This window comes from Wolbachia endosymbiont of Drosophila simulans wHa, from assembly GCF_000376605.1.
Taxonomy (GTDB): Bacteria; Pseudomonadota; Alphaproteobacteria; order Rickettsiales; family Anaplasmataceae; genus Wolbachia; species Wolbachia pipientis.
In genome coordinates this window covers 135,222-154,448 of record NC_021089.1, presented here as the reverse complement: position 1 = coordinate 154,448, position 19,227 = coordinate 135,222, and the positions used below count along the sequence as shown (strand labels likewise).

General features: G+C 35.0%; 16 protein-coding genes, 1 tRNA gene and 1 pseudogene. 13 read left to right on the top strand and 5 right to left on the bottom strand.

The features are described from left to right. Positions 1–23: 23 nt before the first annotated feature. Positions 24–836, bottom strand: coding sequence for a 16S rRNA (adenine(1518)-N(6)/adenine(1519)-N(6))-dimethyltransferase RsmA (gene rsmA / locus WHA_RS00765; protein WP_015588849.1), 813 nt, complete (start codon positions 834–836; stop codon positions 24–26). Between the two features lie 78 nt (positions 837–914). Here rsmA and WHA_RS00760 point away from each other — a divergent pair. Further along, positions 915–987: transfer RNA gene (locus tag WHA_RS00760), tRNA-Thr, on the top strand. A gap of 24 nt (positions 988–1,011) precedes the next feature. Further along, entirely contained in the window at positions 1,012–1,740 is a 729-nt protein-coding gene (locus tag WHA_RS00755; protein ID WP_015588848.1) for a triosephosphate isomerase, read from the top strand. A gap of 223 nt (positions 1,741–1,963) precedes the next feature. Here the strand turns inward: WHA_RS00755 and dprA are convergent, their stop codons facing one another. Then, entirely contained in the window at positions 1,964–3,052 is a 1,089-nt protein-coding gene (gene dprA / locus WHA_RS00750) for a DNA-processing protein DprA (protein ID WP_015588847.1), read from the bottom strand. 61 nt (positions 3,053–3,113) lie between these two features. Here dprA and WHA_RS00745 point away from each other — a divergent pair, with 61 nt between their 5' ends. The 8 genes and pseudogenes from WHA_RS00745 to WHA_RS06170 all read left to right on the top strand — a co-directional run bounded on the left by WHA_RS00745 (position 3,114) and on the right by WHA_RS06170 (position 10,370). Next, positions 3,114–3,488, top strand: coding sequence for a ferredoxin family protein (locus WHA_RS00745; RefSeq protein ID WP_015588846.1), 375 nt, complete (start codon positions 3,114–3,116; stop codon positions 3,486–3,488). 193 nt (positions 3,489–3,681) lie between these two features. Next, entirely contained in the window at positions 3,682–4,467 is a 786-nt protein-coding gene (locus WHA_RS00740) for a hypothetical protein (protein ID WP_015588845.1), read from the top strand. 89 nt (positions 4,468–4,556) lie between these two features. Then, complete coding sequence (locus WHA_RS00735) at positions 4,557–5,510, top strand: D-alanine--D-alanine ligase (protein WP_041573499.1); 954 nt, start codon at positions 4,557–4,559, stop codon at positions 5,508–5,510. Continuing rightward, positions 5,491–6,249, top strand: coding sequence for a cell division protein FtsQ/DivIB (locus tag WHA_RS00730; RefSeq protein WP_015588843.1), 759 nt, complete (start codon positions 5,491–5,493; stop codon positions 6,247–6,249). The genes WHA_RS00735 and WHA_RS00730 overlap by 20 nt, the downstream gene beginning before the upstream one ends. A gap of 829 nt (positions 6,250–7,078) precedes the next feature. Then, positions 7,079–8,185 (top strand): D-alanyl-D-alanine carboxypeptidase family protein, encoded by a 1,107-nt coding sequence (locus WHA_RS00725; RefSeq protein ID WP_015588842.1) that lies wholly within the window; start codon positions 7,079–7,081, stop codon positions 8,183–8,185. Between the two features lie 99 nt (positions 8,186–8,284). Next, on the top strand, positions 8,285–8,599 hold the full coding sequence (locus tag WHA_RS00720; protein WP_015588841.1) for a DMT family transporter: 315 nt from the start codon (positions 8,285–8,287) through the stop codon (positions 8,597–8,599). 16 nt (positions 8,600–8,615) lie between these two features. Then, positions 8,616–8,960, top strand: coding sequence for a DMT family transporter (locus WHA_RS00715; protein WP_006279756.1), 345 nt, complete (start codon positions 8,616–8,618; stop codon positions 8,958–8,960). 266 nt (positions 8,961–9,226) lie between these two features. Further along, positions 9,227–10,370: pseudogene (locus tag WHA_RS06170) on the top strand (transposase). Between the two features lie 141 nt (positions 10,371–10,511). On the opposite strand, the gene putA reads toward WHA_RS06170, so the two are convergent. The 3 genes from putA to secB form a co-directional block, all read right to left on the bottom strand. Further along, complete coding sequence (gene putA / locus WHA_RS00700; protein ID WP_015588840.1) at positions 10,512–13,652, bottom strand: bifunctional proline dehydrogenase/L-glutamate gamma-semialdehyde dehydrogenase PutA; 3,141 nt, start codon at positions 13,650–13,652, stop codon at positions 10,512–10,514. A gap of 134 nt (positions 13,653–13,786) precedes the next feature. Beyond that, positions 13,787–16,372 (bottom strand): aconitate hydratase AcnA, encoded by a 2,586-nt coding sequence (gene acnA / locus WHA_RS00695; protein WP_015588839.1) that lies wholly within the window; start codon positions 16,370–16,372, stop codon positions 13,787–13,789. 14 nt (positions 16,373–16,386) lie between these two features. After that, positions 16,387–16,890, bottom strand: coding sequence for a protein-export chaperone SecB (secB, locus tag WHA_RS00690; protein ID WP_006279761.1), 504 nt, complete (start codon positions 16,888–16,890; stop codon positions 16,387–16,389). Between the two features lie 164 nt (positions 16,891–17,054). On the opposite strand from secB, the gene WHA_RS00685 reads away from it, so the two are divergent. Genes WHA_RS00685 through WHA_RS00675 form a run of 3 tightly spaced genes read left to right on the top strand, consistent with a single transcriptional unit; the run spans position 17,055 to position 19,071 of the window. Then, a complete protein-coding gene (locus WHA_RS00685) occupies positions 17,055–17,705 on the top strand; it encodes a Tim44/TimA family putative adaptor protein (RefSeq protein WP_015588838.1) in 651 nt (216 codons plus the stop codon). 17 nt (positions 17,706–17,722) lie between these two features. After that, entirely contained in the window at positions 17,723–18,418 is a 696-nt protein-coding gene (gene dnaQ, locus WHA_RS00680) for a DNA polymerase III subunit epsilon (RefSeq protein WP_015588837.1), read from the top strand. Positions 18,419–18,462: 44 nt separating this feature from the next. Further along, on the top strand, positions 18,463–19,071 hold the full coding sequence (locus WHA_RS00675) for an SCO family protein (protein ID WP_015588836.1): 609 nt from the start codon (positions 18,463–18,465) through the stop codon (positions 19,069–19,071). Positions 19,072–19,227 lie beyond the last annotated feature (156 nt).

The following is a 19,227-nucleotide window of genomic DNA, read 5'->3' as shown; positions in this document are numbered from 1 at the left end:
GAGATAGAAAAGCTATATAGTTGCTAATACATTTTATTGCAAAATAAGCATTCTACATTATTTGCCAGCAAACAAAACTGCTCAATAGTTAAGTTTTCTGGACGCTGGTTTCCGCTCAATTTAGCGTTTTCAAGGACAGTTTCAGCGTGGTTCGTTATATTTTGCAAGCTATTTCTCAGCATCTTTCTTCTTTGAGAAAAAACAGCACGTGTTAATCTTGTTAAGGTTTCCAAATTTACTGCAAATTTTGGGATAGGCAAAGGATTTACTGTAATTACTGAAGAATGTATTTTTGGTCTTGGAAAAAACTCTTTAGGTTCAATATCAAATTCCTTTTTTATATCACATAGTAACTGGCTTAGCACTGATAAGGAACCATAATCTTTAGAATTGGGTCTTGCCGTAATGCGATCTGCTACCTCTTTTTGAAACATTAATGTCAAGTTCGTAAAAAATTTTATATTATTTAACCACTTTAAAAATAACACTACCGAGATATTGTAAGGCAAGTTAGCAATAACTTTAACTGGACGTTCTATCAGCTCTTCTTCTATAACGTGCAGTGCATCTGCTTCTATAATTTTATACTTTCCTTGATGCTCATTTAGCAGTTGATCATGGTGTTTTACTAAATCTCTATCTTTTTCTATAGAAAGTAGAGACTTTGGATTATGCACCAATATTTCTCTTGTTAATGCACCATATCCAGGACCAATTTCAATGACATTAAAATTCTCCAGACTACCAGCTAAAGCGACTATTTTTTTTGTTATCTCACTCGATAAAATAAAATTTTGCCCTAGACTCTTTTTTGGCTTCAGTAAAAATTTTTTCATATTATTTTCATTATACAGTATTTTAAAAATTAGTTGACTAAAATTCATTGATAATTGTATATTATTAATGTGTTTAACGCCGGCTTAGCTCAATTGGTAGAGCAACTGACTTGTAATCAGTAGGTTGTCAGTTCAAGTCCGACAGCCGGCACTCTCACTCATATAAGTAAAGTTGATGTCCTTTTTAATAGTAGCAAATTGGAAAATGAATGGAATGCGTTCTTCATTTGTTGACTTTATAGGCAAACTTAACAACAAGAGCAACGAAATTACCTCTAAGCTAGTGATTTGCCCTCCTTTTACATCATTTCCAAGCAGTATAGAGTTGAACAATAATATTAATATAGGAGCACAGAATTGCCATCATAAAAAGTTCGGTTCTTACACAGGTGAAATTAGTGCAGAAATGTTAAAAGAACTAGGGTGTACTTACGTAATACTTGGGCATTCTGAAAGGGCTAATGAAAAAGATAGTGAAATAAAACTTAAGTCGGAAATAGCAATAGAATCAGGCTTACACCCAATTATCTGTGTAGGTGAAAATTCAGAAGATTATAAGAATGAAAAAACAAAAGAAGTAATAGAATATCAATGTAAAAACCGCTTGCCAACACACGGTGAATATACCGTAGCATATGAGCCAATATGGGCAATAGGCACAGGTCATGTGCCAAATAATGATGCAATTGCTAAGGTGATAGAGGTAATAAAATTGTGTACTAGTAAAAAACACATTATATATGGTGGTTCAGTCAGTTCAGAAAATATAGAAAATTTGCTCAGTATCTCAAATTTATCAGGAGTTTTAATTGGCAGTGCAAGCTTAGATTTCGATCACTTTTATAAAATTATACAACAAGTTGAAAAAAAGTTTTCTCTTATCAATTCTAAAATCAGCAACTAAGAATCCTATAACAAATGACATCATTTCAGTGTCAAGCATATATAGCTAACCCAAGAAAGGTTTCCCTACGTCATACCGCGATTCATTCGCGGTATCTCTAGATCCCGCTAACACGTAGCGGGATGACGAATTTGTTGTTTTTCAAATTGTAGGTAAACCTAAGCCACTTTAGCTATATCTGTACGAACATCTAGTAAAACGACCTAGCTATAGCTAAAGTAATCTAGAAAATTAACGATATTTTATTCCCCGGGGAACGCTCTATTCTGTTTTCCAACTCTAGTTCCAAAAGAGCCATTAGAGCTATGTTGGTAGAAAGTCCGCTTGCTAATATAAGTTCATCTATATCAACAGGTACAGAGTTAATATGATCAACTATAACAGATTTTGCCTGTTGTAATTTTTCTTGTTTTTGGTTAACAGCATAGTGCTCAACATCAAATAGTTTTTTTTGCTGCGGAGGTAGACTAAACCTAATACTCTCTATTATGTCATCAGCGGATTCGATAAGCTTAGCACCGTTTTTAATTAAATAATTACTACCACTACAGCGTGAATCTAAAGGGAAACCAGAAACTGCAAACACCTCTCTCCCTTGATTTAAAGCAAAATCTGCTGTTATTAGAGAGCCAGAACGTTTCGATGCTTCAATCACTGCAACACCTAGCGATAGGCCAGATATAATTCGATTCCTCTGAGGAAAATACTGAGGCTTTGGTTTAGTAGCAAATGGAAGCTCAGTAATTACTAACCCACCGTTCCCAGTGATTTTTTTGTATAGATCAAAATTCTCTTTTGGATACACCACATCAATTCCGCTTGCTGTAACAGCAATAGTGGGATGATTTTTGTATATTACACTGTTTGCTGCAGTATCGATTCCTTTTGCAAGTCCAGAAACGATAACAAAACCAGCTTCGCTTAAATCAAGTGCCAACTTATTGGCAAAATTTCTTCCATTCATTGAAGAGTTACGCCCACCGATTATTGCAATTATCTCACGGCTTAATAATGATATATCACCAAGCGCAGTTATTACAGGAGGACAACTAGAGATATTTCTTAAAAGATCAGGGTAATCTGGGTCACATGCGGGTATAATTTTAGCTCCAATTCTTTCTGCATTATTGATTTCTTCTCGTGCATCTTGAATGCCATACACCTTATTATTAGCCACCCTATTGAGATATTTTAGCACCTCATCTAGCGATCCATGTGTTCTTAGTATACTAAAAAACTTTGTTGGTCCTATAGTTCTAGCCAAGCTTAACCATACTTCTAATTCTTTGTTGTTCAATTTATTTATCTTCATAAAAGGCTTGAATTTCTTATCAATTTAGTGTACCCAAGATAATGCAAATATACAGTGTTTTATGACGCATTTTGTTACAGATAAATGCATAAAATGTAAATATACGGACTGTGTGGAAGTATGTCCCGTTGACTGCTTCTATGAAGGTAAAAACATGCTCGTGATTAACCCAGATGAATGTATTGATTGCGGAGTGTGCATACCTGAGTGTCCAGTAGATGCAATTGTAACTGATGATTCCATAAAAGATATTTTAGAACTAGATGAAGAGTTACCGAACAGTGAACAAAAAATCTTCAAATCATTTTACAACATAAACGTAGAATACTCACAAAAATGGCCAAATATCACAGCTAAGAAGCAACCTCTCTATACAGCAGAAGAGTATAAGGAAAAAAAGGATAAAACAACTTATTTTGAGGAAAATTTAGAATAATACTGCTGAAGGAAAAGAAACTTTTTGTATTTCAGGGTTATTGTTTTTGGTTGCTGAAAATAGTTGCGTTATCTAAGTTGTTATGCTGATAAATTAGTATCGATTAATTTAAGGATTAAGGAAAAAGGCTTATTGACTTTTGAAATATTTGATTATAAAACTAGCTGTTAGCATTAAATCTTGGGGGTAAGTTATGAGTATAAATAAAAGAGAAACCATTAAAAAGATTGAAGGGTTACTTTTTCAAGCGAACGGTAATCTTGAAAAAACATGTGATCTATTATCAACAGTAAAGTTAACCGAAGATGATATTAAAATATTGCTGGAAGAGATGATAAAAGAGTATTATAGCTTGTTTAAAAAGATTTCTTGGAGTTGTGGAATTACTGCAGGCGGTGCACAAGATGCCAACGCAAGCAGCTTCAACGAAGCTTATAAGTTAGGTTCAAAAGAGTTAGCATTGGCAATAATGTCAGATTTTAAGAAGTCTTATGATCAAGAATTATTCAAGAAATATAAAAAGGAAGAAATGTCTTATCCTGAAGGAGAAGGAGTACAATTTATTAGAGAATTAAGAGTTCTAAGTAGAATACTTACTATATCTTTAATAAGGAAACTTGATGAAGTTTACAAGTTTACTCCAGAAGAAATTGAGCGTTTGAAGGAATATATATTAGTTAGCAACTATGATACAAGCAAAAGTCTTTCTGATATAGACAAATATATGCATGCACTATCTGCCTTAATTAGAAACCCCTCACTTGATACAAAAAAGATATTTGAGCTAAATAATCGAATGATAATACACACTACAGCCTTAATTGATTTAGTAACTAGTGGAGTAGTGAAAAAAGAAGAAGCAAAAGAACAATCTGCTGAGGATTTAGAAAAGCTTGTCTGTGAACAGTATAAAGGTGCAGCAAACACGCCAGTACCGTTGCCGAGCACGCTATTTGAAGTGGATAAAAAAAGTGCTTAAAGGAAAGTAAGAAGGTCTTATAGTTAGCCAAAGTAGGTATTTAATAAGCTTAATGTAACCATTATATATGCTATATAGTAAAACATAGAATGCTTATGGTTCCAACTATAGCAATTTTAAGTGGTGGGTTTTCTTGTGAGAGAGAAATATCGCTTATGAGCGGAAAAGCAGTAAAGAAGGCGCTCGATAGCCTTTCATATAATGCAATAGAAATAGATGTTGACAGTAACATTGCTGAAAAGCTTAGAAAAATTAATTCGGGCCTTGCTTTTATCGCTCTGCATGGACCTTATGGTGAAGATGGCTGCATTCAAGGTTTATTGGAGATTTTAGGTATAAAATATACACACTCAGGAGTTATGGCTTCTGCTGTTGCTATGAATAAAGTGATGTCAAAGCATATATTTCGGTCCCTTAGTATCGACACTCCAAAAGGTTATGTAATTAGCCGAGAAGATCTACTAAAAAATAATATTAAAATCGATTATCCGTACGTCTTAAAACCAATTAATGAAGGTTCAAGTATTGGAGTGTACATAATTTTCTCGCACGAGGATTACTTAGAACTGAAAGATAATAGTTCTACTATAATGGAAAAGATGATCGTAGAAGAATACATACCGGGCATAGAGTTACATACTGCTGTATTGCTGGATGAAGCAATTGGCACTATAGAAGTACGACCAAAAAATAAATTCTATGATTATGAAGCAAAGTATACAGATGGATTTGCAGAACATATATTTCCCGCTGAAATTCCTAACAATATATATAAAATGACCTTGGAACACGCACTGAAAGTTCATCAATTTTTAGGATGCAAAACTATTTCCCGCTCAGATTTCCGTTATAATCCCAAAAATAACACTTTAAAAATGCTTGAGATTAATACACATCCTGGGTTTACTGAGTTATCGTTAGTGCCAGAAATTGCAAAATTGGCAAAAGGAATCAATTTTAATGAATTAGTTAAAATTATTATTGAAGATAGTTTGCAGCACAAAAATATTAGGGATTTAAGTCATGTTGAGCAGTATTACTAGAAGCCAAAGGAGTTTTTTGCGTAAGTGTGCCTTGGTTATTATCACAGCACTTTTTCTTACGCTAATACTTTACAGCTCACTTGATAAAATAATAAATCGATTTAATTACTACTTTACTTGGTATAATGACTGCCTATCTAGTTTATTACTCAGTAGTGGATTTTCAATCGACGAAGTAGTCGTGAGCGGCAATAAATTTACAAACAAAAAGGATATTCTAAGTTTGACAGATAGAACGCAACCTATCCTGTATATATCACTTTCAAAACTTGCCGGTAACATACAATCCGTAAGCAGGTGGATAAAACACGTAAGAGTTCACAGAATTTTGCCCAATACTCTACACATTAATATAGATGAGCATAAACCGTTTGCTCTCTGGAAAGATAATAACAAAACCTCGGTAATTGATTTTGAAGGTAAAGTGATCGTAGATGACTATCTAGTAGATGATCTTGTTGTAATTAAAGGACAAAACTCGTTATCAAACCTAGAATTTGTTAGAGATGTGTTGGAGAGTAAAACTCAATTAAGAGACCACATTTCTTCTTTTGCTTATATAGGGAATAGAAGATGGAATATCATACTTGATAACGATTCCACAGTAAAACTGCCTGAAGATAACCCTTATAGTGCATGGGACTATTTAAACCACTTACACAATACAACTGATTTTACTTTCAGCGATTGGAGTATTATTGATATGCGTATTACTGATAAAATTTTTGTGAAGAGGTGATCTGCTGTCATCCAAGTAGCCCCTTTTCCTGTCATCCCAGTACCCAGACACTGGAATCCCGCCGCGAACCGTCATACCGCGATTCATTCGCGGTATCTCTTAACATAGATCCCTTATTTAACCGCCATACCTTAACATAGATCCCGCTAACACGTAGCGGGATGACGAGGTTATCGTCATGTCACCGCGAACCGTCATACCGTCACGAACCGTCATACCGCGATTCATTCGCGGTATCTCAGCCGCTAACAAGAGATCCCGCTAACAAGCAGCGGGATGACGATTGTCGTTTAGCCATAAATATTAAGAAATTTACCAAATGAAAAAAAGGCAAAAGAAGCCCCGTGGTTGGCTAATTACTTACATTATACTTTCAAGTATGGCGTTTTTTTATTCTAAACGTTTAATAACCGCGATTCAGTTGCTTTTAAGCCGCAACTAATCTAAATTATAAACATTAAGAAATTTACTAAACAGAAAAAAAGGCAAAAGAAACCCTAGGGTAGCTAGTTATTCACTATCCATTTTTTAAGTTGGCGTTTTTTTATGTTTTAAATGCTTTATAAGCGCATTTTAGCTTATATTAGGTAAAAACCTAGAATTTTATAAAGACATAAGGTGCACATAGTGCAAAAAATTAAACATGAGACGCCAGATACGTGAGTTTTTTTGTCATTTAATCTGTACAGAGAAGATAAATAAATAGCTTCAGTTTCATGATAAGGGGGCTGGCGAGGTTTGTCAAGGAATTTTTATGCAAGAGATCTATTGAAATGCCCCTGTAAAATTATACTATTAATTAGTACACTATAAATTTAAAATTATAGATATGTTAAGCAGATTGGTAATTTTGCTATTAGTTTTTATACTTCCTTTTTCTTCATACTCATACCAGTTTAGAACCAAAGCAAAGCAAGCAGTAGTCTTAGATTTAGCTTCAGACTCATTCATTTTTGACCATAATTCTGATGAAAAAATGGCCCCATCTTCAATGAGCAAGCTAATGACTTTATATATAGCCTTCGATTATCTAAAAGCTGGAATAATACACATGGAGGATAAATTTCGAGTAAGTAGAAAAGCGTGGGAAAGGAGAGGCTCTTCCATGTTTTTGAAAGAAGGTCAATCCGTTACGGTGAGGGAATTACTTGAAGGAATTACAATAGTCTCAGGCAATGATGCCTGCATAACACTAGCCGAGGGCATTGCAGGATCAGAAGAGAATTTTGTGGCTGAAATGAATGAAGTTGCACAAAATTTGAATCTGAATGACAGTCATTTTGTCAACTCAAGCGGGTGGCCAGATGAAGATCATTTTATGAACGCAAAAGACTTGGTAATGCTGGCAAAAAGGATTTTCACCGATTTTCCTGAATATTATGATTTATTTTCCGAACAATATTTGACATATAATGAAATTGTACAAAAGAATAAAAATCTTCTACTTTTTCACGATATTGGGGTTGATGGCTTAAAAACCGGTTATACAAATGCTGGTGGTTACGGCATTGTAGCATCTGCAAAACGAAATGATAGGAGAATTTTTGCTGTCGTAAATGGTTTAAACACTGAGAAAGAGCGAATAGAAGAAGCAAAAAGATTGATACAATACTCCTTAAATCATTTTAACACTAAGAAAATATTCGTTAAAGACAGCGTAGTTGAGGAAGTAAATATTCTCTATGGAAAAGATAGAAAAGTGCCTATTACAGTTGCAAACGATGTTACCATAACTTACAACCGCAAATTGCATGACCAAATTAAGGTGCGTATTGAATATAAAGATATGATACCTGCACCCATTCAAAAAGGTCAAGAAGTGGGCAAAGTTTTTGTAGAAATACCAGGTATTGAGCAACAAACTACACCACTTTATGCAGCAAATGACGTGCAGGAATTGAATTTCGTAGAAAAGTTTTTTAGGATGTTGTTTTAAGTTTGATATTAAAGCAATTCCGAAAGAGAGATCTATTGCACTTTAGTGTAGTTTTAACTAACAATTTCTGTTACAATACAAGATTGAAATGTTACGAAAATGTGCTGGTTGTATTTGTTGCTGTCTAGTATCCTAGAGATACTGTGGGCTGTAACGCTAAAGTTTAGTAACAGTTTTACTAAAGTTGTGCCTTCGATTGCAACATTGGTAATTATGATCATTAGCATTTACTTTTTATCTCTTGCAGCATGCTTTCTACCTATTAGGGTATGCTATGCAGTTTCCTCTGGAATATGCACAATTGGAATAAATATAATTGGTGCAACCACTTTCACAGAGAATATTAATTTATCTCAAGTTTTATGTATCGTTTTAATTGTAATAGGAAGCATAGGGCTGAAGCTCTCTATTTAAACCTAAAAATTTATGCATGAATTGGATATATTTACTCTTATCGTCACTAATTGAAGTGTTCTGGGTCATAACACTTAAGCATAGTTATGGATTTACTCATCTCGTACCATCAATAATTAGCATACTCTCCATGGCTCTTAGTACATATTTACTTTCGCTCGCTACACGTTCTATACCTATCGGAGTATGCTATGCAATTTGGACTGGAGTGGGCGCTATAGGAGCTTCGATACTTGGAGTTTACCTATTTGATGAACCAGTTAATTTATTCGAAGTAATATGCTTTATTTTAGTTACATTCGGGATTATAGGATTAAAATTGTTTGATACTGCAAAACAAACTGTTGATAAAATGGAATAAAAGATCCCACTGGGATGAAAGAAGCAGATACTCCATATTGTCATGCAAATTGGAATCCAGACTTTTTTCTATATAGCATGGTGAAGACGGGAAACCGTAACCGTTCACACAATGGCGTCAACTTAAGGAAAAATATCAGCGATAGTGTATAAAATTTCTCTCCAAATTTTTTATCATTAAATTATCCAAAGAGTGCAAGGGACAGCACTTTTGTTTCTGTTTTATTTCAACAAAGAAGTCTAAAATGTGTCCTTTTTAGGTGAAATATGCAAAAAGGAAAAAACCTTATTCTACAAATTAAAAATATAATATACTCGAAAACTTTTCAGAAAATCCATTGTGTTGAGTTTTACACGAACAAGAAAACTTCCTTTTTCGACAGTATTTTCTATGATTTTAAAGTTAGTTAAAAAAAGTTTGGGAATAGAATGTGAACTTATGGAGCCATTGACATGTACCCTCAAAGCAAGCTTTTTCTAAAGCAAGGTATAAGATTTGCCATACAGGCTTTCAAGAATTTAAGCATCCAAACAGCCTATCAGGATGAACCTGAGTTGGAGAGGCTATAGACTTATTGCAGCAGATGGTTCTGGTATGAGATTACCCAGCTCTGGGGAAATTGTATCCGAGTTTGAACCAAATGGAACAACAGGCACCATTGGCAATTTGTTTGTTGATTTGTGTACTTCGCTAATTTGTAGTGCTCGTCTTGCAGCTTGGAATATAGGTGAACAAACGTTGGCGGCAGAGCAATTACCCGAAGTTATCACTCAAATGCGTTTATTAAATCAAGAGAAATTATTATTTATCTATGATCGTCTTCAGTAAAATTCATTCAGCAGCATTATGATTTGGAAGTAGATTTTATTTTTCGCTTGCAAAAAAGAAATTATAGTAAGCTATGGGAACGCTGGCGAATTAGATTTTGATTTTATATTAGAAAATGAAAAGCTAAAAAATAAAATGAAAGGACAGAAAGTAAGAGTTATAGTGCTGACATTAGCCAACTGAGAAACAGAGTTTTTGACCGAGACTTTGGAGCAAAGCTTATGTGTTAAGGTGGCACATAGAGGAGTGCTATAAACGACTCAAAGTAGGAGCAGAGTTAGAGAATTTTTCTGGAGAGGCTGTATTACAAGAATTTTGGGCAAACTTGGTCATGTGCAATATATTATCGCTTCATATGTGTGATGCACAAGGGCCTTGGAACCCAGATCAAATTACTGAGTATCGTTTAAATTTTTCAGTTTTATTTGGTGTAATGAGGCAGAAACTCTATCAGGTACTTATTGCGCCAAAAAACTTTCAAGCCCTTTTTAAGTATACGCGCTAAAGTTAAAATCCGACCGGGACAGCCGCAATAAAGTAGATAAGCCTAAACGCCATCATGTCTTTAGGAGAGTTTGCTAATGAAAGTTCTTAAGTTGACGCCATTGGCTGAACGGATACGATTTATTTCAGTGCATGAGCTGGTCCTTTTCGGATTTTAGCGCTGTGTACATAACTGCACGAACGTCTAGTTTAGGGGTAAGAAAAATTAGGGCCCGCAAATTAATCCAAACACATAAGTGTAGTGTTACCACCAAATGCTGTAGTGTTAACACTTACAACTTTTTCTGTAGAAAAACGCTGTAAATAATGAGGACCACCAGCTTTTGGCCCAGTGCCAGATAGTCCTCTACCACCAAATGGTTGTATCCCAACTGCTGCACCTATCTGGTTACGGTTGATGTAGACATTTCCAACTGATATTTTTTTACTTATAGTGTCAATTTGACTTTGTATACGACTCTGCAAAGAAAACGTAAGCCCATATCCAGTACTATTTATATCACTTATAACTTCATTTAATTGTGACTTGTTAAAACGTATGATATGTAAAATAGGACCAAATACTTCTTGCTTTAATTGCGAAATTTTTTGTATCTCATAAATATATGGAGGAAAGAAATAACCATTATGAGAATTTGTATCCATGGGTACTTTAAATAACAGATTTGAATCTTTATCCTCTGACATTTTTTGCGTATGTTGAGTGAGCATATCGATAGATGCTTTATCAATTATTGGACCAATATCAGTACTAAGTTGTATTGGGTCACCAATCTTGAGTTCTTGCGCTGCACCGCATATCATTTTTATCTGCTTCTCTGCTATGTCCTCTTGAATAAACAGCACTCTAAGCGCAGAACAGCGTTGGCCAGCGCTGCGAAACGCAGAAAGCAAAACATCCGTAGTCACTTGCTCTAAGAGAGCAGAGCTATCAACAATCATAGCATTTAATCCGCCAGTTTCAGCAATAAATGGCACAATAGGACCATCCCTATTTGCAAGCATTCTATTAATTATTTGAGCGGTTTGTGTTGAACCAGTAAAAGCTACACCGGAAATTCTATTGTCTGGAACTAATATTTTGCCTAAATATCCACCATCCCCAGGAATGAGGTGCAACACATTTTTTGATATCCCAGCTTCATGTAGTATCTTAACAGCTTCATAGGCAATAATCGGCGTTTGCTCTGCCGGTTTTGCCAGCACTGCATTACCTGCTGCAAGTGCAGCTGAAACCTGCCCAATGAAGATAGCGAGCGGAAAATTCCACGGTGATATGCATAAGAAAACTCCTCTGCCTTCAAAAAAGATGAAGTTATCTTCACCTGTTGGCCCTGGCAATTTTCTCCAGTCGCTCAGTTCATTTTTTGCTATCGTTGCGTAGTAACGTAAGAAATCCACTGCCTCTCTTACTTCCGCTATTGCATCAGATAAAATTTTTCCTGCTTCTACGATCAGAATGTAAATCAACTCTTTCATCCTTTCTTCAAGCAAATCTGCAGCTTTTTCAAGGCATTTAGCGCGCTCTACTGCTGAAACATTCTGCCATTCAGTAAAAGCATTATGTGCTATTTCAAGAGCGTTTAAAGCTTGAACACTTGTTGTATTTGACACTTCTCCAATTACATTTTCTAAATGTGCAGGATTCACTACTTCGATAAATTCAGCACTATCAAATAGTGCTTTTCCATCAATTATTGGTCCAACTTGCCACTTTTTTTCACTAAAACCCTTTATATCATCTGCAAATTGTGAGACTATCACAGAATCACTAATATCCATTCCCAAAGAATTTTTTCTTTCTGGTCCCAAAATATCTTGTGGTAATGGAATGCCTGGATGAGGCTCATAATTAAAATTTATAGCTTTTTCCAGTGGATCTGAAATTAACTCATCGATTTTAACGTTAGGATCACTTATTTGATTAACAAACGAACTATTAGCTCCATTTTCAAGAAGACGTCTTATAAGATAAGGCAACAAGTCACTATGTTCCCCAACGGGTGCGTAGACACGACAGCTAACATTTGTTGCAAGCTCTGACATTGCATAATCATATAAGTCTTTTGCCATTCCATGTAAGCGTTGAAATTCAAATCCAGGGTGGTTTTTATCAGCAAGTTCCATGATAGAAGCAAAAGTATAGACGTTATGAGTTCCAAAGCATGGGTAAAAGCTGTTTGGTTTACTCAAAAGTTTCTGTGCGCACACGAGGTAAGATACGTCAGTATAGCTTTTTCTTGTAAATACTGAGTAATCATTTAATCCCAATTCTTGCGTACGCTTGATTTCTGAATCCCAATATGCACCTTTTACAAGCCTCAACATAATTTTGTGCTTTGATCGGATAGCAACATCTTCAACAAAGTCAAGAACAGATAAAGCGCTCTTTTGATATGCTTGCACAGCCAAGCCAAGCCCTTCCCACTCAGAAAGTGATTCATCAAGCCGTAATTGTTCAAACAAGATTAAGGAAATTTCAAGCCTTTCTGATTCTTCTGCATCTATGCATAATGAAATGTTGTATTTTTTTGCCTCGCGGCAGAGCTCTAAAACCTTAGTGAATATCTCACCAGCAATTCGGTCAAATTGGCTGAATTCATAACATGGGTGTAAAGCAGAAAGTTTGATTGAAATTCCATGGGATTTAAAACAATCATTTATTTCAGTGGATTCACCTATAGCTTTTATTGAATGCATATATGAATTAAAATACTCTTCTGCATCCTCAGCTGTGTGAGCAGCTTCACCAAGCATATCAAAAGAGTATAAAAACTTACTATTGTCATCTAGTTTTGCGTACCTTAAAGCTTCTTCTATGGTTTCTCCAACAACAAAATGATTACCAAGCATAGACATTGCTTGTTTTACTGCTTTGCGAATGATCGGTTCTCCTAAATTCTTAAGTAACTTAGAAATTGCGTAATAGAACTTCGAATCGCCTTCATTGTCTCTCAATATACTGCTACCTATCATTAAACTCCACGTGGAAGCATTGACGAACAATGAAGAAGAATATCCTAAATATTTACTCCATTCTTGATTGGCAATTTTATCTTTGATTAGCTCGTCTATTGTATAATCATCTGGTATTCTAAGTAGCGATTCAGCAAGGCACATCAATGCTATTCCTTCATCATTGGAAAGCGAGTATTGCTGCATAAAGGAATCTACAATACTTAATTTATTGTGTTTGATTTTTTCAATAACTTGTTTTGCAATATTATAAATTCTATTTTTTGAATCAGCCGAAAGCTCTGCTTTTTCTACAAGATAACGTATATAACTCTTTTCATCAGTACGATAAAATCCTTGTAAACGTTTTCTCAATTCGTTAGGTTCTTGTATAGAGCTTATCATATATAATTATCTCCAAAAAATACTCCGACACCATATGTATGGTGAAATTATATCATAACTTTGCGCAGAGCAAATTGCTATTTACAAAGGGATCAGGGCTGGCTAAAAGAAGTCCATGCAATAACTTCACTAAATCAAAAAGATTGTGCAAGTATGTAGCTCAACACTCCACCACACATCAAGTATTTAGTCTCAGTTGCGGTTTGTACACAGCATTTGAGTTGAATTGATTGCTTTGAATTATCCTTTCTTTTGATGATGCATTCTAGATTTCCACCTGGCACTATTTCACCTTTTATGCTTATTACCTCGCTACCATCAAATATCTTTCTGGTTATTCCATTTTGGAATATAAGTGGAAGAACACCCATGCCGACCAAGTTGGACCTATGTATACGCTCAAAGCTTTCTGCAATGACAACTTTAACCCCCAACAATAAAGTACCCTTTGCTGCCCAATCCCTACTTGAACCTGTGCCATACTCCTTTCCTGCCACAATGATGAGAGCTTCCTTGTAGCGCATTGCTGCATCAAAAATCGACATAGTTTCTTGAGAAGGAATATATTTTGTATAGCCGCCTTCGATGCTTACCATTTCATTTTTTATTCTAATGTTAGCAAAAGTCCCACGCATCATTACATTGTGGTTACCACGACGAGACCCATACGAATTAAAGTCCTGTGGCTCAATTCCAAGATTTTTTAAATATATACCTGCAGGACTACTTGAGGCAATATTTCCAGCAGGGGAAATGTGGTCAGTGGTTACGCTATCGCCAAACATTGCCAATATTTGTGCACCTTTTATATCGATTTTATTATTTTTAGGTGATAAATTATCAAAATAGGGCGGATTTTGTATGTAAGTGCTATTTGCATCCCAATTATAGATTTCACTTTTTTCACACTTTATCTTTCGCCAATGTTCATCACCAGAAAAAACATCCTTATACTTTTGTATGAACATCTCACGTGTTACCACACTTTTAACACAATCTTCGATTTCATTGTTTGTTGGCCATATATCTTTGAGATAGACATCATTTCCATTCTTATCTTTGCATATTGAATCTTTTGTCAGATCAATTTGCACAGTACCAGCAAGTGCATATGCAACAACAAGTGGCGGAGATGCCAAGTAATTAGCTTTGACTAACGGATGAATTCTTCCTTCAAAGTTACGATTACCAGATAAAACTGCAGCAACGGTTAAGTTTTTGTTTTTAATGCCATCTTCTATATCTTTATTAAGTGGACCAGAATTCCCAATGCAAGTTGTGCAACCATATCCAACTAAATTAAAGCCCAGAGCATTTAGATCTACCTGCAATCCAGACTTTTCTAAATATTCTGTTACAACTTGTGACCCTGGAGCAAGAGAAGTTTTAACCCAAGGCTTTGATTTTAATCCAAGTTTAATTGCATTACGAGCTACAAGACCTGCAGCAATCATCACACTTGGATTTGAGGTATTAGTGCAGCTTGTTATTGCTGCACTAACTACACTTCCATCTTGGAGTTTATCGTTTTCCTTTGACTCATTAACTGAAAATGATTTAGAAAAAGACTCTGCCACTTGTGAAAGAAAAACTTTATCTTGTGGTCTTTTGGGACCAGCCATTACTGGCTTCACGCTTGATAAATCAAGTTCTAGTGTGTCAAAAAATGCTAACTCATTATTGCTACGCCACAGTCCTTGCTCTTTCGCATAAGCCTCAACTAGCTTAATCAGCTTTTCTGGCCTTCCGGTTAAGCTTAAATAATCTAGCGTTTTTTGATCAATTGGAAAAAATCCACAAGTTGCGCCATACTCCGGGGCCATGTTTGCTATAGTGGCTCTATCTGCCAAAGATAAATAATCTAAACCATCACCATAAAATTCTACAAACTTACCAACAACGCCTTTTGTTCTTAGGATATTGGTAACCGTCAGCACTAAATCGGTCGCAGTTACTCCTTCCGACAATCTGCCAATTAATTTAAATCCAACTACTTCTGGAATCACCATACTAATTGGTTGACCAAGCATCACAGACTCAGCTTCTATGCCTCCAACACCCCAACCAAGGACTGATAACCCGTTAATCATTGTAGTATGGCTGTCAGTACCAACTAAAGTATCAGGATATATGACTCCATCATTATTACACACAACTTGCGCTAAATATTCAAGATTCACTTGGTGGCAAATCCCTGTGCCAGGCGGCACTACTCTAAAATTTGTGAAGGACGATTCTCCCCACTTTAAAAATTGATATCTCTCCAAATTTCTTTTTACTTCTAACTCAACATTCTTACTGAATGCGGAAACACTTCCATAACTATCTACTTGAACAGAATGGTCAATCACAAGATCAACCGGTACAGAAGGATTTATGTTGCTCGGGCTTCCTCCATTTTTCTTGACATAACTCCGCATTGAAGCTAAATCAACAACAGCAGGAACCCCTGTAAAATCTTGCATCAACACCCTTGCTGGTTTATAGCTAATTTCGTGATTAGTGTGTTTATTAACGCAGTCTGCTAGTACTCTTATGTCATCCAGCTTTACGTTTACTCCATCTTCATTACGCAATAAATTTTCAAGCAGCACCTTAAGTGAGCAGGGCAATTTAGTTACATCTGTCCCTAAAAATTCACTAGCACTACTTAGGCTAAAATAGTTGTATGACTTCCCGTCAATGTTTAAAGTCGTTTTTGCGTTTAAAGAATTGTTCATCCTATCACACTATATTAGTTAAAATTGGAATTACTACCGTTACTTTTTTGTTGTTGACCTTGCTGCTCATACATAGTTTCAAAATCTATAGGATCTAGCATCAGTGGGGGAAATCCACCACTACTTGTAACTCTTGCAATTATTTCTCTTGCAAAAGGGAAAAGAAAAGTAGGTCCGCCAATAAACAAAGCTTGTCTTACCTCTTCCTCACTCAACTCTTTTAAATTTTCTATTGAAAAAATGCCACAATATTTCGTCTCACAAATGAAAGCTACACCATCTTTTATGCCTTCATCTTTTACCGTTGCTTTGACTTCTATATGCAAAGTAATTTCATGAAAAGATTTTTCTTCATTCACTTCTTCTTTGTTTTTCGTCCCTTCTAATTTTGCTGAATTGATATTAACCATTACATTAATATCTGGAGCTTTACTAGAAGAAAGGAATGGCGAATTCGGATTCTCAAATGATAGATCTTTAACATATTGACCGTGAATTCTCATTTTTTGTTGTGGCATTTCTTACGTCTCCTTTAATTAAGTTGAGATATTTAATACTTTCTTATATAATATATTCATTTACAAACGAATAGCAAACCTGATTATAAGTTGATATGAAAAACATATTTTCATTAATAATTAATAATGTTCGGATACTTTATATGCCAAGGAGTTGAGTTACTATGATAGAGCTTGTAATATATGCTTTATTAGCGGCGTTCATTTTTTCACGTTTGTATAATTCTTTAGGAAGGTCAGCCAACCTCAACCTAAAAAAGCTAACTAATGTATTGGATGTAAGCCGAAGTAGAGAAGATGTAGTAGAAAACATTGAGGGTTACATTGATAGCAATGATGAAAATTCAATAAAATTTACTTATAAACAAATATTAAAAAAAAACAAAGATTTTTCTATTTCCCACTTTATAGAAGGTTCAAGCATAGCTTTTGAATTAATAATAAAATGTTTCAATCAAGGAAATTTGTCTCAGTTAAAACCACTTCTCGATAAAGACTTATATGATAATTTTGCAGAGAAGATTAAACATCGTAAAGAGGTGCACGAGTCTATAATTGTTTCTATTGTTTCACAAAAGATTTTAGAAATAAAGCTAGTAAAAAACGCAGTGTTTATTGCAGTATATTTCCTTTCAGAGCAAATTAACTTCGTTAAGAATAATAAAGGGGATATCATATCAGGTAGTACATCCACCATTAATAAAGTTGAGGATGTATGGCAATTCAAAAAAAATGTTAATTCATCAGACCCAAGCTGGTTGCTTGTTTCTATTCACTATAAAAAGACAAGTAACGATAAGACAAATGACAAGTAAGATGAGTTTTTTTTGAAATGGAAAGCAAGCTACGCGAAATAGTACTTGACACTGAAACGACAGGTCTTGACACTGAATCTGGTCATCGAATTATTGAAATAGGGTGTGTGGAATTAATTAACCGCATTCCAACAGGTAAAGTATTCCATCGGTACCTTAACCCAGAAAGAGATATACCTTATCACTCGTTTAAGATTCACGGTATTAGTGAAGAATTTTTAGAAGATAAACCATTATTTTCAAATGTTGCACTTGAATTTCTTGACTTTATATCTAATGATATTTTGGTAATTCACAACGCTGAATTCGATGTTAAGTTCCTTAACATGGAGCTAAGCAAGCTGAATGCTGGGTTAATTTCCTCAGATAGAGTGCTAGATACATTACCTCTTGCGAGGAAAAAATTCGCAGGATCACCTGCTTCTTTGAATGCATTATGTAAGCGTTTTGATATATCGCTAGAGAATAGAGAATTGCACGGAGCACTAGTTGATGCTCAATTGCTTGCAAAGGTATATGTTGAACTTACAGGAGGGTTACAAACCTTTCTGTTTGATAATCAATGCAATCAGGACAGTAACTCTACATTCGTTCAGCATAAAGTGCGTAATCTAACTCCCAGAGAACATTCACCAAATAGTGAAGAAATTGATGAACATAAGAAACTGTTAGACAAAATTAACAATACACTTTGGAATAAATATATTGAATAGGTCAACTAATAAAGATACAATTTAATTTTACTGAGAGCACCCTAATGGTAAGGTTTATAAGATTGTTATCTAATGTGCTAGCAGCATTAGCAGTTGTTTTTTTAGGTTATTGTTATTTCACTAAAAAAGGCATATTTGCCCCAGCAGCGATTCACAACGCAGAAGTTAAGATAGGCGGAGATTTTTCTTTAATTAATCAGGACGGACAGATCCTGCGCAGTAGTGATTTTAAAGATAAATACATGATGATTTTCTTTGGGTTTTCCTCATGCAAAAGAATTTGCCCTATGAACCTTGGGATAATTTCAGAAACACTTGCAAGGTTAGATGAGAAAACTAACAACAAGCTACAAACATTTTTTATCACAGTTGATCCTGAGCGCGATAGCACGGAAAGACTTAAAGAATTTCAGCAGCAATTTGACCACAGAATACAAATGTTAACTGGTGAAAGAGAAAAAATAGACGAAGTAATTGCAAAGTATAAAGTATATGCTAGCAAAGTTGGTGGAGAAGAAGAAATCAACCATTCTTCAATAATGTACCTTATTGGCCCTGGAGGAAAATATGTTACACACTTTGCAGCTGATTTAAATTCAGACGAAAGTCAATCTGATAAGATTTTGGCTGAGATCAGAAAATACGTAAACTGAATTATAGATTTTTCTGTTAATTAGTCGAACACGCAACTGCATGAGCGTTATAATTTAATCTCCATCGGGAAGACACATTGGAATGACACTATTTGCTGTTTTCAAAAATAAACATTCGTAAAATTGTGCTTTTAATATGGGTTATCAGTTTAAAAA

Coding starts and splice junctions, on each gene's coding strand:
- rsmA (WP_015588849.1), bottom strand. CDS start 836: ATGAAAAAATTTTTACTGAAGCCAAAAAAGAGTCTAGGGCAAAATTTT.
- WHA_RS00755 (WP_015588848.1), top strand. CDS start 1,012: ATGTCCTTTTTAATAGTAGCAAATTGGAAAATGAATGGAATGCGTTCT.
- dprA (WP_015588847.1), bottom strand. CDS start 3,052: ATGAAGATAAATAAATTGAACAACAAAGAATTAGAAGTATGGTTAAGC.
- WHA_RS00745 (WP_015588846.1), top strand. CDS start 3,114: ATGACGCATTTTGTTACAGATAAATGCATAAAATGTAAATATACGGAC.
- WHA_RS00740 (WP_015588845.1), top strand. CDS start 3,682: ATGAGTATAAATAAAAGAGAAACCATTAAAAAGATTGAAGGGTTACTT.
- WHA_RS00735 (WP_041573499.1), top strand. CDS start 4,557: ATGCTTATGGTTCCAACTATAGCAATTTTAAGTGGTGGGTTTTCTTGT.
- WHA_RS00730 (WP_015588843.1), top strand. CDS start 5,491: ATGTTGAGCAGTATTACTAGAAGCCAAAGGAGTTTTTTGCGTAAGTGT.
- WHA_RS00725 (WP_015588842.1), top strand. CDS start 7,079: ATGTTAAGCAGATTGGTAATTTTGCTATTAGTTTTTATACTTCCTTTT.
- WHA_RS00720 (WP_015588841.1), top strand. CDS start 8,285: ATGTGCTGGTTGTATTTGTTGCTGTCTAGTATCCTAGAGATACTGTGG.
- WHA_RS00715 (WP_006279756.1), top strand. CDS start 8,616: ATGAATTGGATATATTTACTCTTATCGTCACTAATTGAAGTGTTCTGG.
- putA (WP_015588840.1), bottom strand. CDS start 13,652: ATGATAAGCTCTATACAAGAACCTAACGAATTGAGAAAACGTTTACAA.
- acnA (WP_015588839.1), bottom strand. CDS start 16,372: ATGAACAATTCTTTAAACGCAAAAACGACTTTAAACATTGACGGGAAG.
- secB (WP_006279761.1), bottom strand. CDS start 16,890: ATGCCACAACAAAAAATGAGAATTCACGGTCAATATGTTAAAGATCTA.
- WHA_RS00685 (WP_015588838.1), top strand. CDS start 17,055: ATGATAGAGCTTGTAATATATGCTTTATTAGCGGCGTTCATTTTTTCA.
- dnaQ (WP_015588837.1), top strand. CDS start 17,723: ATGGAAAGCAAGCTACGCGAAATAGTACTTGACACTGAAACGACAGGT.
- WHA_RS00675 (WP_015588836.1), top strand. CDS start 18,463: ATGGTAAGGTTTATAAGATTGTTATCTAATGTGCTAGCAGCATTAGCA.